General features: G+C 40.8%; 14 protein-coding genes and 1 riboswitch. Of the genes, 12 read left to right on the forward strand and 2 right to left on the reverse strand.

Annotated elements, in window-relative coordinates; genetic code table 11:
• The first annotated feature begins 227 nt into the window (after window positions 1–227).
• Window positions 228–461, forward strand: a complete 234-nt coding sequence (locus DP73_RS14565; protein WP_034600457.1) for a glutaredoxin family protein — start codon at window positions 228–230, stop codon at window positions 459–461.
• Entirely contained in the window at window positions 439–1,083 is a 645-nt protein-coding gene (locus DP73_RS14570; protein ID WP_348982436.1) for a molybdenum cofactor guanylyltransferase, read from the forward strand. The genes DP73_RS14565 and DP73_RS14570 overlap by 23 nt, the downstream gene beginning before the upstream one ends.
• A gap of 2 nt (window positions 1,084–1,085) precedes the next feature.
• Here the strand turns inward: DP73_RS14570 and fdhD are convergent, their stop codons facing one another.
• A complete protein-coding gene (fdhD, locus tag DP73_RS14575) occupies window positions 1,086–1,880 on the reverse strand; it encodes a formate dehydrogenase accessory sulfurtransferase FdhD (RefSeq protein WP_034600458.1) in 795 nt (264 codons plus the stop codon).
• A 170-nt stretch (window positions 1,881–2,050) separates the two neighbouring features.
• Window positions 2,051–2,181: riboswitch (molybdenum cofactor riboswitch) on the forward strand.
• Between the two features lie 75 nt (window positions 2,182–2,256).
• On the opposite strand from fdhD, the gene moaA reads away from it, so the two are divergent.
• The 7 genes from moaA (at window position 2,257) to groL (ending at window position 8,093) form a co-directional block, all read left to right on the forward strand.
• Entirely contained in the window at window positions 2,257–3,228 is a 972-nt protein-coding gene (gene moaA, locus DP73_RS14580; protein WP_034600459.1) for a GTP 3',8-cyclase MoaA, read from the forward strand.
• A gap of 5 nt (window positions 3,229–3,233) precedes the next feature.
• On the forward strand, window positions 3,234–3,707 hold the full coding sequence (gene moaC, locus DP73_RS14585) for a cyclic pyranopterin monophosphate synthase MoaC (protein ID WP_034600460.1): 474 nt from the start codon (window positions 3,234–3,236) through the stop codon (window positions 3,705–3,707).
• 134 nt (window positions 3,708–3,841) lie between these two features.
• Entirely contained in the window at window positions 3,842–4,276 is a 435-nt protein-coding gene (locus DP73_RS14590) for an MOSC domain-containing protein (protein ID WP_034600461.1), read from the forward strand.
• On the forward strand, window positions 4,276–4,788 hold the full coding sequence (mog, locus tag DP73_RS14595) for a molybdopterin adenylyltransferase (protein ID WP_034600462.1): 513 nt from the start codon (window positions 4,276–4,278) through the stop codon (window positions 4,786–4,788). The genes DP73_RS14590 and mog overlap by 1 nt, the downstream gene beginning before the upstream one ends.
• Window positions 4,789–5,019: 231 nt before the next feature.
• Window positions 5,020–5,844 carry an NYN domain-containing protein gene (locus DP73_RS14600; protein WP_034600578.1) on the forward strand — a complete coding sequence of 275 codons (825 nt, stop codon included), beginning with the start codon at window positions 5,020–5,022 and terminating at the stop codon, window positions 5,842–5,844.
• A gap of 289 nt (window positions 5,845–6,133) precedes the next feature.
• The gene (gene groES / locus DP73_RS14605) at window positions 6,134–6,418 is read left to right on the forward strand and encodes a co-chaperone GroES (RefSeq protein ID WP_014901676.1); all 285 of its coding nucleotides are present in this window, start codon (window positions 6,134–6,136) and stop codon (window positions 6,416–6,418) included.
• Window positions 6,419–6,452: 34 nt separating this feature from the next.
• Complete coding sequence (gene groL, locus DP73_RS14610) at window positions 6,453–8,093, forward strand: chaperonin GroEL (protein ID WP_034600463.1); 1,641 nt, start codon at window positions 6,453–6,455, stop codon at window positions 8,091–8,093.
• 155 nt (window positions 8,094–8,248) lie between these two features.
• Here the strand turns inward: groL and DP73_RS14615 are convergent, their stop codons facing one another.
• Window positions 8,249–8,446: a hypothetical protein gene (locus tag DP73_RS14615; protein WP_242865773.1), complete on the reverse strand. Its 198-nt coding sequence runs from the start codon at window positions 8,444–8,446 to the stop codon at window positions 8,249–8,251.
• Between the two features lie 338 nt (window positions 8,447–8,784).
• Here DP73_RS14615 and DP73_RS14620 point away from each other — a divergent pair, with 338 nt between their 5' ends.
• The 3 genes from DP73_RS14620 to hpt all read left to right on the forward strand — a co-directional run bounded on the left by DP73_RS14620 (window position 8,785) and on the right by hpt (window position 11,482).
• On the forward strand, window positions 8,785–9,864 hold the full coding sequence (locus tag DP73_RS14620; RefSeq protein WP_034600464.1) for a hypothetical protein: 1,080 nt from the start codon (window positions 8,785–8,787) through the stop codon (window positions 9,862–9,864).
• A gap of 190 nt (window positions 9,865–10,054) precedes the next feature.
• Window positions 10,055–10,717, forward strand: a complete 663-nt coding sequence (locus DP73_RS14625) for a cbb3-type cytochrome oxidase assembly protein (protein ID WP_034600465.1) — start codon at window positions 10,055–10,057, stop codon at window positions 10,715–10,717.
• A 222-nt stretch (window positions 10,718–10,939) separates the two neighbouring features.
• Window positions 10,940–11,482, forward strand: coding sequence for a hypoxanthine phosphoribosyltransferase (gene hpt / locus DP73_RS14630; RefSeq protein ID WP_034600466.1), 543 nt, complete (start codon window positions 10,940–10,942; stop codon window positions 11,480–11,482).
• The last annotated feature ends 17 nt before the right edge of the window (window positions 11,483–11,499 follow it).

Here is an 11,499-nt window from a genome sequence, read left to right on the forward strand (position 1 = left end):
TACCAAAACCTACGAGTATAAAGTATGTGGTGTAAAAATATCCAAGGTTAGCTAAGATACTAAAGGGACCCGTAAGGGTCCCTTTAGTCGGCGTGTTGAGGGGACGGTCCTTTTAACACACTATATAGTGTGTTAAAAGGACCGTCCCCTCAACACGTGACTTAGAACTTTGAATATGGTACATTGAAGATAGAATATGCGTTTTTTATGATTGGGAGTGAGGATTTTTGAAACAAGAAATAGTAATGTATACATTACCTCTTTGCCCATATTGTGCACGAGCTAAACGATTCCTCACTGGACGAGGAATTATGTTTGTAGAGAAGAATATCCTGATTCCGAAGAATTTAAAAGAATTGCGAAATGTCACGAATTTGATTGGAGTTCCGGTAACCATTGTAGGCAAACGAATTTTGACTCGTTTCTCGTTGGCTGAATATGAGGAGGTCTTCAAAAATTAATACTCCAAAATTCGAAATACAGACTCCCAAGTTGCAGGCAACCGGGGTTTTATTAGCGGGTGGAAAAAGCTCACGGATGAAAAAGGATAAGGCGTTTCTTGAGATAGAAGGGCAGTCATTGGCAGAACGAAGTCTTAAGGTCTTGAAGGCTTTATTTCCTGAGGTGTTAATCAGTAGTAATCGGCCTGAACTCTTTACCCAGTATGAGTTGCCGGTTATTCGGGATGAGGTTATAGGTAGAGGTCCCTTGGAGGGGCTTTATCAAGGTCTTAAAGCAGCTAAGCATGATGTAGTTTTTTTTGTAGCCTGTGATATGCCGTTTTTAGAAATAGAACTTATTCGTTTTTTAGCAAGGTGGAGTTTGGATTATGATGTAGTCGTCCCAAGACTTCAGTCTGGCCTTCATCCATTACATGCTTTTTATCATCGGCGCTGTCTGAGTGCAATAAAAAATAATCTTGAGGCAGGCCGCCTGAAGATTATTGATTTCTACCCAGTATGTTCAGCTAAGTATGTGGATGAAAAGGAAATGGGTCGTTTTTCAGATTTAACAAAGGCGTTTTGCAACGTAAATACACCGGAAGAATGGTCTCATATCAATAAGACCATAACCCCTATTTAGATTCATATAGAGTTACACACGATACGTTCAGGGCAAGTATAAATATTTACTCGTTGATCCCTGGCAAATCCCAGAACAGTAATATTCAGGGCAGCTGCTTGGGAAAGAGCCATATCCGTTGGAGCACCGCGGGCAATAAGAATAGGTGCTTTCATTTTGGCAACCTTAAGTAGTATTTCTGAGGCAACTCGACCACTGAAAAAAACCACATGGTTTTCAAGATTTAATCCTTTGCGAAAAGCTTCCCCACTTAGTTTGTCAAAAACATTATGTCTGCCGATATCGTAACTTGTCATTAGGACTTTTCCTTGGCAGCCTATTCCGCCGCTATGAACCCCTCCCGTCTTCGCAAAGAGCGGTAGATAAGACTGCAGGAATTTTGCATAATTATAAGCTTCTTGAAGAGAGATGCGATAGTTGGAGGTTATTGGTTTAACCATCAACGCATCATTGGCAAAGCAAAAGGACGCTCGGCTTTTACCACAACAAGCAGAAACGTATCGTTTACTCATTAGCTCTTTTTGTAAAACGCAGGGCCTGCCTTCGACCCAGATCATGAAGTTTGCAGGATCTTGTCGTATTTCGTAGACGTCTTCGGGAACTCGGATAAATCCCTCATTAAATAAAAAGCCAAGGGTAAGCTCTTCAATTTGAGAAGGAGAGCACAATAGTGTTGCTATTTCCTCCCTGTTATAGTGGACGGTTAGTGGAATTTCACGAACAACTGTATCCTCTAGCCATTCTAATAATTCACCGTTGGCTTTAAGAATCGTATGAGTAACGGTTTCATTTGTCATAAATCCTCCTTGGACATAGCCTTTCTTATAGTGTACAATATTATTAAAGAAACCTAAATATTTTTTTTATAAAAATAAATAGAAAATAATGAAATCATAAAAAATAATTAATTTAAGAAGATACAACAAAGGAAATTTGCTTTAAATGGCGAATTATACATCAAGGGAAAACAATTGAATTACTCCGAAGCTGGGTAACCTAAAGCATAGGCAATGGTGACCAGACAAGTGTCATTAGGCACTCGGGTATTATGGGAAACTGTAATATCTCCTGCTGGAAAGGAGTCTGTCGACAGGTGGAATTAATCCACGGTTGTTTGCAGACCGTGGGTTTTTTTGTTGTTCAAAAATAACAATCTGAGAAAGAGGAGTCTTAATGCAAGATCAATATCTTAGGCGAATTGAATATCTCAGAATTTCTGTCACAGATCGTTGTAATCTTCGCTGTCAATATTGTATGCCGGCTGAAGGAGTTCAATGGCTGCCTCATGACTCTATTCTCTCCTTCGAAGAAATTTTAAGATTAATGAGGATAAGTACGCAATTAGGTTTCCGCCGTTTTCGGGTTACAGGTGGTGAACCTTTGGTTCGCAAGGGTATTTTAGATTTTTTACAGGAAAGTGCACAACTACCGGGGGTAGAGGATCTTATGCTAACTACTAACGGATTGTTACTTCCGGAAATGGCTTTTGATATAAAGTCAGCAGGGGTTCAGCGCATTAATATTAGCTTAGATACCATGGATCGAGATCGTTTCTACGAAAACACGCGTGGTGGTGACGTCTCAAAAGTTATTCAAGGGGTTTTTCGTTCCCTTGAGGCGGGCCTTAACCCAGTTAAAATTAATGTCGTGGTTGTCCGGGGATTTAATACCGATGAGCTACCGAACTTTCTTACCCTAGCTAAAGAGTATCCCCTTCACGTTCGATTTATAGAGCTAATGCCGATTGGGGTTAGCTCCGAACAAAGGTCAGATTTTGTCCCTATTCAGGAAATGAAGGAACTCCTAGGACTTGAGGATGATATTCCCATTAAGGACATACCCGGTGGAGGACCCGCAGAGTATTTTCGCCCCAATGGTTTCAAGGGGAGTATCGGCTTTATTAGTGCCTTAAGTCGCCATTTTTGCAATACTTGCAATCGGGTGCGCTTAACTGCCGATGGAAAATTAAGGCCATGCCTGCACAGCAAGCATGAAGTTGATTTCCGAGAAGTTTTGCGTTCAGGTATCTCAGACCATGAGATTATGAAATTGTTTGCTCAGACAGTATGGCATAAACCTGCAGAGCATCATATGAATAACGAAGCGTGGCAAGATACACGCGTAATGTCTCAGATTGGAGGGTAATTTGAGTGGAGGATTTAACACATTTTGATGAGGAAGGCCGCGCTCGTATGGTGGATGTCAGTGAAAAAGCGGAGACAGCACGAGTTGCAGTAGCTCAGGGAAAGATACTTATGAAGCCAGAGACATTGGAGCGAATTCGCTCGGGTTTAATTGCTAAAGGAGATGTTTTGGGAGTGGCCCAAGTTGCTGGAATTATGGCGGCCAAGCAGACATCCCAGTTGATTCCTATGTGCCATCCATTAGCGATTACCGGTGCTAAACTTAGTTTTAAAATTGTGGAGCCTGGTGAAATAGACATCGAGGCAAGTGTGAAAGTTCATGGCAAAACCGGGGTTGAAATGGAGGCATTGACAGCTGTGAGTGTGGCTGCCTTGACCATCTATGATATGTGTAAAGCAATTGACAAGAGTATGATGATTAAAGATATTTATTTGGTGGAAAAAATAGGTGGGAAAAGCGGGCATTATATACATGGCTAACTGCCAATTGACTTGCATTATAGGGGAAGAAATTGCAAGTAAGACAAGCCTAAGTTCAACCAGACGCATATTGAAGTAGAGCTCCAGATGCGTAAGTTTCCTATATGTACAATTTAGTTGAGGGGGCTTTTATAGTGGGGAAAATTGTAGCTGTTTGTACAAGTGAACGAAAAGGAATGCGCAAAAAAAATGTAGGTGAAGGAATCTTAAAGGTCAATTTCGGGCTTGAAGGGGATGCTCATGGAGGAGATTGGCATCGTATGGTTAGTCTGCTTGCTATGGAGAGCATAAAGACGATGCAGGAGAAAGGCTTGAAGGTAGTGCCTGGGGATTTTGCAGAGAACTTAACGACAGAGGGAATAGAACTTTTTACCCTTCCAATTGGTACTAAGCTGAAGATTGGGGCTACAAGCGTAGGGGAAGTTACCCAGATTGGTAAAGAATGTCATACTAGATGTGCGATTTACCATCAAGCAGGAGATTGTGTTATGCCCAAAGAAGGAATTTTTATTCGTCTCCTGGAGGGTGGAGCTGTTCGAGTTGGAGACATTATTGAGGTGATTGAGTAATGCTTCGTGTTGGAATAATCACGGCTAGTGATAAAGGATCCCGTGGAGAACGGGAAGATCTCTCAGGCCCTACCCTCAGCAAGCTCGTTCAGGAAATTGATGGCGAGGTTGTGGAGTATGTAGTGCTTCCTGATGACCAAGCACAATTAGAAGCAACCATGTGTCAATGGTCAGATGAACTCAACTTGGATTTGATTCTCACCACTGGTGGAACAGGATTCTCGATTCGAGATGTAACCCCAGAGGCTACCCTAGCGGTAGCTGATCGTATGGTTCCTGGAATTGCCGAGGTGATGCGCATGGAAAGTCTTAAGGTAACGCCAAAGGCCATGTTAAGCAGGGCCATTGCAGTCCTTAGGAAGAGAACCTTGATTATTAATATGCCAGGTAGTCCTAAGGCAGTGCGTGAGTGTTTTGCAGCTATTGCGCCGGCGATACCTCATGGGATTCAAATTCTCAAAGGGGAAGCTAGTGAATGTGCCTCAACAGCGCAATTGACCAAAACTAGCTAAAAATAGAGGCTGCTGAACGCAAAACAATAGAAAGAGATTGACAAGATGTCAATCTCTTTCTATTGTTTTGCGTAAAATTTCAATAAAGAAGGAACTATTTGCTTGTAGTCTTAACACCAGATTTATCAAGATTTTGTTAACAAGTTGGTATTGATACCGAAGCTTGTCACGTCTGTCCAAAGATTTACGTAGAGTAGAGTAGAGGAGATAGTGGCTGGTGAGGTGATTAATTTGAAAGCCATAGCATTTGTGGATTATGAGAATATATGGACTAGTTTATTAGACCGAGGGTTTGACTTATCACCGGAACAGTTAGTTCAGTTCTTGCAACTTTATACTGATCGTAATGATATTTATTTAATGGCAATTTATCTATACGCTAACTTTGATCGTGAGGAATTTTGGAGAACTCAAACAAGCTTTGAGAAAACTAATGTTTTCACACGGCATGTTTATGGTAAAAATAATTATTCAAGTACTGAGCTTCGTCGCAATGCAGCAGATCTAGAGCTAATGCTCGAAGCCCAAGAAATCTTGCTGACCAGAGCATCCACCTTTGATATGTTTTTATTTCTAACGGGAGATGGAGACTTTCTCTCATTACTAAGGAAAATAAGAGCCTGGGGTAAAGATGTTAAAGTGATTGGGGTTTCGGGAAGTGTTCATCATGCTTTGCAGCCCTATTGTGAAGAAGATGACCTTTTACAGTGGATTTTGCAGGAGAAACATGAACCAGAGTACCAACCTGAACAAGATTTGGAACAAGGAATTCAGATCCTTGGAACACTTCAAATTCGTTTACCCTACGTAGCATCAACAAAAGCCAGATCGGCCTTGACAGAACTTCTTGGACGTTCAATCTCGCAAGTGAAGGAATTTATTCGCTATATGCTTAAAGAAGATATTCTCAGAGAAAAAGAGCATCCTGATCCAAACTTGAGGATAGGGAAAACCAAAATTTACCTGCTTAATCTGAAAAAACCTAAGGTTCAGGAGGCATTAGGGAATCTTTATGAGAATGTTTCAGAGAGACAATTAAAATTAAGTTTAGAATAAAATCCATGCATAGAAGGTTCTGAATCTGGTAATTATAGTGGGTAGACAATACGGAGATGCGCAAGGGGAGAGGGGTTGAGCCGTTTAAATTAACAAGTGCATGAAAACAAAAGCAATTGTAAGATTTGATGAGTAAATTGGGCATAAATCTATATTTTTTAGGCATTAGGGGGGTTGCTTTCCCGCACCCCCTTGCATATTATTATAGATATATTGTTAGCACTCAATAGAGTCGAGTGCTAACAAATATTTAATAAAAAAATACAAAAAATAGGAGGGACTTTTCTTCATGAACATTAAACCTCTAGCAGATCGGGTAATTATTAAGGCACTCCCGATGGAAGAAAAAACAAAGAGCGGTATCATTATGCCGGACACCGCTAAGGAAAAACCACAAGAAGGTGAAATTGTCGCTGTTGGACCTGGAAAAGTGGAAAAAGGAGAACGCATTGCTTTAGAGGTCAAAGTGGGCGACCGCGTAATTTATTCAAAATATGCTGGAACCGAAGTCAAATATGACGGTGAAGAATACTTAATCCTCAAAGAAAACGATATTTTAGCCATTCTTGGTTAATTGAATAAGAAAATTTTTAAGGAGTGAATATACGTTGGCAAAGCAAATTATTTTCAATCAAGACGCTCGTCATGCTTTAGAACGCGGTGTTAATGCTCTAGCTGAAGCTGTTCGCGTAACTTTAGGACCAAAAGGACGTAATGTCGTTCTCGATAAGAAGTTCGGATCTCCACTGATTACTAATGATGGGGTTACCATTGCTCGTGACATTGAGTTAGAAGATCCATTTGAAAATATGGGAGCTCAGCTTGTCAAAGAAGTTGCTACCAAAACCAATGATGTTGCGGGAGACGGTACAACAACCGCTACGGTTTTGGCACAAGCAATTATTCGCGAAGGTCTTAAGAATGTTGCAGCAGGCGCTAACCCAATGGGCATTAAACGTGGGATTGAACAAGCAGTTGAAGTTGTTGTGGCTGACATCAAGGCTAATGCTAAACTCGTAGAAACAAGTGAAGCTATTGCTCAAGTTGCCTCTATCTCCGCTAGTGATAAAACCATTGGTGATCTGATTGCTCAGGCTATGGAAAAAGTCGGAAAAGACGGCGTTATCACTGTTGAAGAAGCAAAAGGCATGACCACTGAGCTTGAAGTTGTTGAGGGAATGCAATTTGACCGCGGTTATATTTCCGCTTATATGATTACAGACACTGAAAAAATGGAAGCTGTACTCAATGATCCTTTCATTTTAATCACTGATAAGAAAATCAGTGCAATTCAAGACGTTTTACCTGTCCTTGAAAAGGTAGTACAAGCTGGTCGCCAACTAATGATTATCGCTGAAGATATCGACGGAGAAGCTCTGGCTACTCTCGTAGTTAACAAACTTCGCGGAACCTTTGTTTGCGTCGGAGTTAAAGCTCCTGGCTTTGGTGATCGTCGTAAAGCAATGCTCGAAGATATCGCGGTTCTAACTGGTGGAACTGTTATCACTGAAGACTTAGGCCTTAAATTAGAAAACACAACTCTTGAAATGCTCGGACGTTCACGCCAAGTCCGCGTAACCAAAGAGGAGACTACACTTGTCGAAGGATCTGGAAACACCGAAGACATCAAAAAGCGTGTTGAAGCTATTAAGCGTCAGATCGATGAAACCACTTCCGACTTCGATCGTGAAAAACTCCAAGAGCGTCTTGCAAAATTAGCTGGTGGGGTTGCAGTTATCCAAGTTGGGGCTGCTACTGAAACTGAAATGAAGGAGAAGAAACTCCGCATTGAAGATGCCTTAGCTGCTACTCGTGCTGCTGTTGAAGAAGGTATTGTATCCGGTGGAGGTACTACCCTGATTGATGCAATCCAAGCTTTGGATAAACTCAGCTTAACTGGGGACGAAGCAACTGGCGTAAGTATTGTTCGTCGTGCTCTCGAAGAGCCACTTCGTCAAATCGCCAATAACGCCGGACACGAAGGTTCCGTTGTTGTTGGAAAAGTTCGCGAATCCGGTACAAGAGGCATTGGCTTCAATGCTGTAACAGAAGTCTATGAAGATATGATTGCTGCCGGTATTGTTGACCCAGCGAAAGTTACCCGTTCAGCTCTGCAAAATGCTGGTTCGATTGCTGCTATGCTCTTGACCACTGAATGCTTAGTCTCTGACCTGCCTTCAAAAGATGGCGGAGCAGGTGCTATGCCTGGTGGTATGGGTGGCATGGGTGGCATGGGCGGCATGATGTAAGATTGTCCTGAAACCTTTGGTATCAGCCAGTCTACTGTATCTATACCCAAGAATGCTCATGTTTTGACAACCTTTGAATAGAAAATAAGAGGCTCCACATAATTTGCGAATTATTGTGGAGCCTCTTTCCGTCGTGTAACGACTATTTCTATTCATTAAGAATGTCCGAGTTCGCTCAAGGCCTCAATATTTGACTCCTGGTAAACTGTATTGTTAATTTTCATGTTTTGTGGCGTTAAAGTCTGGTTCCTTAACTCTGTATATGCTTTTTCCAATTGAGAGTATTTAGTTTTAAGTTCTCCTAATTCACTTGCTAAAGCTTCTCTTGTTGCCTGATCTTTGTGGCTCAACATGAACTCCTCCTTCAATCTCAGCTTTAAATACCAGTATTTCCTGAATTTAAGGAATGATGTCTGTCGTTTTATGGTAACTGGTTTTTTTCGATGCTGTCTAAATAATGAAAATCGAATAGTATTGAAACTTGTTGAGCTAAGGTTACATGTTATGTATCTGAATACAATCATTAATAAGCTTAGTTAATTGATAGGAGATGTCGATAATTTTGCTTACATGCTATGTTGTGTCGAAAGCAACAAAATATTAATATTTACTATAAATTCACAGCATTTATGTGCCGATAAGAACTAAAACGGCAGTTTGACTTTAATGATAATTGGCAGGAGGTGGGTTTATGAGAATCGCAAGCTCAGATGTAGCTATGAGCAGCCAGCATAGTTATTCTGAAGCAACTGTTAGCCTAGAGTCCCTTAAAACATGGGATAACAGAGGGAATACCTTTAACCAAGTTGACTTTACCAAGCTGGAGAGCGATACGGTAGAAATATCTGAACAGGCTAAATATCTTCAGATGTCTGAGGAAAATGAGGTGAGCAAATCCTATAGTGAAGTAGATTCCCTTTTTCAGCTTAGCGAGTCGGATAAACGAAGAATTGAGCTTATCCAAAGGTTATTTAAAGCCTTAACAGGCAAAAGGATTAAGTTTGCGATACCTCAAAAGGTTGAGCTTAAGGATCCCGAGCTATTCCTTAAAATCCAGGACCCAAAGGTTATTACAATCCAGCGCTTACAGATGCCGAAGAGCGTAGGGTGGGGACTTATTTATAACAAAAGTACGACCTATTATGAGATGGAAAGTACATCCTTTAGTGCTCATGCAGCGGTAAAAACTGAAGATGGCAAAGAAATCAAACTAGATCTGCAATTAAACCTTAGCCGAGAATTTATGTCTAAGAATGATATCAGTGTCCGTGGAGGTGATGCCTTAATTGACCCGCTAGTTATCAACTATGGTTCAGCTAGCGCATCAGTTACACAGAAAAAATATGCATTTGATATTGATGCTGATGGAGCATTGGATCAAATATCCTTCGTCGGACCTGGCAGCGGGTTTTTAGCATTAGACCTTAATCAGGATGGAATTATCAACGATGGCAAGGAGCTTTTTGGGCCCAACAGCGGGGATGGGTTTTCTGATCTAGCTAATTATGATTTAGACGAAAATGGCTGGATCGATGAGAATGATGCTATTTATGAAAAACTGCGTATCTGGACAAAGGATGCTGACGGTAATGATCAATTATTAGCTCTTGGCGAAAAGGGAATTGGAGCTATCTATCTGGGAAATGTCAAGACGAGCTTTGCCTTAAAAAATACCAGTAACCACCTCGAGGCCCAAATTCAAAAAACAGGAGTTTTTCTTAGGGAGAATGGGAGTGCAGGAACAATTCAACATGTAGACTTAAGTGTATAACAATCATAAGCTGTTCCCACATTTGATAATGCGGATTTAACAAAGTACTTAAGCCCTTTCTCTGTGGCTTAGGTACTTTTATTAATACAGTGCAGTATTGTAAATGTTAATGCCCGTCGTTCTTGTGTTGGAATAGGGCAAGCTAAGTACACATATAAGTAGGGTAAGAACTCCGCCAGGGGGGCATGTGATGAAGAAAAGAGGAATTTGGTTACTCATCGGAATCAGCATCGTGCTGATAGGGGTATTTCTAGGACGCTTTTTTTGGCAGCCAGAACCCATCGATATGGTCACGCACGGTTTAGAACGACTAAACGCAGCGCCCTCTTTTCGCTACAGTTTAACCCAGCACCAATGGGTCGAGGGGAAAGATCGCGTACTTACTCAGATTCAAGGGGAGAAGGACGGTGGGAACATTCGAATTATGGGTCAGCTAGTCGGGAGTGAGGTAGAGATGATAAAAATTGGTGATTCTACCTATAGTAAAGATCCCTTCAGCAAAAAGTGGGTTCGTTTTGCTAACGCTCCTGCAGCCCAGGAAGTCTTTCTGGCGGAGCTCAATCCCTTATCTTCGCTTCAGATGAAAGAGATTGGAGAGGTGATGCTTAGAGGTCAAGAGAAAGTAAATGGTGATAGAGTATGGGTATGCCAATTAAAACCTAGTGTACAGAATCAAATGATGGAGGTATTTTGGACAGATTTCCAGTATACGCTTTACATTCGCAAATCAGATAAAACAATAGTCAAAGCGGCTATTGAAGCGAAAAACAAAGCCAAGTCCGACCCCATGACGATGACACTCGAGTTTAAAGATATTGGTAAGAAGATAGATATTCAGGCACCTAACATTTAAAAAGGAGTTCTAAGTTTAATAGCAAGCAGAATGCAAATATATAAGCATACTGCTTGCTATTTCTTTTGAATGATTAAAAACTTAAAAACTTTAAATCCTATCTTTCTTTGAATAAAATATCATTAAAGTAATAAAAGCGTTTGCACAATGGGCAAGCCTCTGGTATAGTTTTGGCATGAGTTTTTCAGTTATTGAATTTATAGGATAGTGGAGGTGCCTTAAATGGAAGAATATATTGCGAAAGTGCTGATATCAAGGGAAGAATTGGGAAAACGTGTTGCAGAATTAGGGGCAGAAATTACTAGAGATTATGAAGGCAAGAAACTTTTAGTTCTTGGGATTTTGAAAGGGGCAGTGCCCTTTATGTCGGACCTTATTCGAGAGATTAAATTGCCGTTGGCCTATGATTTTATGGCATTATCAAGCTATGGCGCATCCACTCAATCGTCTGGAGTAGTAAGAATTCTTAAGGATTTAGAACGTAGCGTTGACGATGTCCATATTTTAATTACTGAAGATATTGTTGATACCGGACTAACCCTAAAATACTTAAAAGCAAATCTTAAAGCAAGAAATCCTTTAAGTGTTAAAGTAGTTACACTTCTTGACAAGGCTGCACGCAGACAGGCAGATGTCACCCCTGATTATAATGGCTTTTCAATTCCGGATGAATTTGTAGTAGGGTATGGCTTGGACTTTAATGAGGAATATCGCAATTTGCCTTATGTAGGTGTATTAAAACAGGAAGCTTATGAGATAATTTAATTAATTTAAATAAATAA

Origin of the sequence: Desulfosporosinus sp. HMP52 (assembly GCF_000765145.1) — a bacterium.
GTDB lineage: Bacteria > Bacillota > Desulfitobacteriia > Desulfitobacteriales > Desulfitobacteriaceae > Desulfosporosinus.

What these genes read in the sequence shown, in the direction of transcription:
- hpt (WP_034600466.1), top strand. Translation starts at nt 10,940, where the DNA reads ATGGAAGAATATATTGCGAAAGTGCTGATATCAAGGGAAGAATTGGGA.
- mog (WP_034600462.1), top strand. Translation starts at nt 4,276, where the DNA reads ATGCTTCGTGTTGGAATAATCACGGCTAGTGATAAAGGATCCCGTGGA.
- DP73_RS14615 (WP_242865773.1), bottom strand. Translation starts at nt 8,446, where the DNA reads ATGTTGAGCCACAAAGATCAGGCAACAAGAGAAGCTTTAGCAAGTGAA.
- moaA (WP_034600459.1), top strand. Translation starts at nt 2,257, where the DNA reads ATGCAAGATCAATATCTTAGGCGAATTGAATATCTCAGAATTTCTGTC.
- DP73_RS14570 (WP_348982436.1), top strand. Translation starts at nt 439, where the DNA reads ATGAGGAGGTCTTCAAAAATTAATACTCCAAAATTCGAAATACAGACT.
- DP73_RS14625 (WP_034600465.1), top strand. Translation starts at nt 10,055, where the DNA reads ATGAAGAAAAGAGGAATTTGGTTACTCATCGGAATCAGCATCGTGCTG.
- DP73_RS14620 (WP_034600464.1), top strand. Translation starts at nt 8,785, where the DNA reads ATGAGAATCGCAAGCTCAGATGTAGCTATGAGCAGCCAGCATAGTTAT.
- groES (WP_014901676.1), top strand. Translation starts at nt 6,134, where the DNA reads ATGAACATTAAACCTCTAGCAGATCGGGTAATTATTAAGGCACTCCCG.
- fdhD (WP_034600458.1), bottom strand. Translation starts at nt 1,880, where the DNA reads ATGACAAATGAAACCGTTACTCATACGATTCTTAAAGCCAACGGTGAA.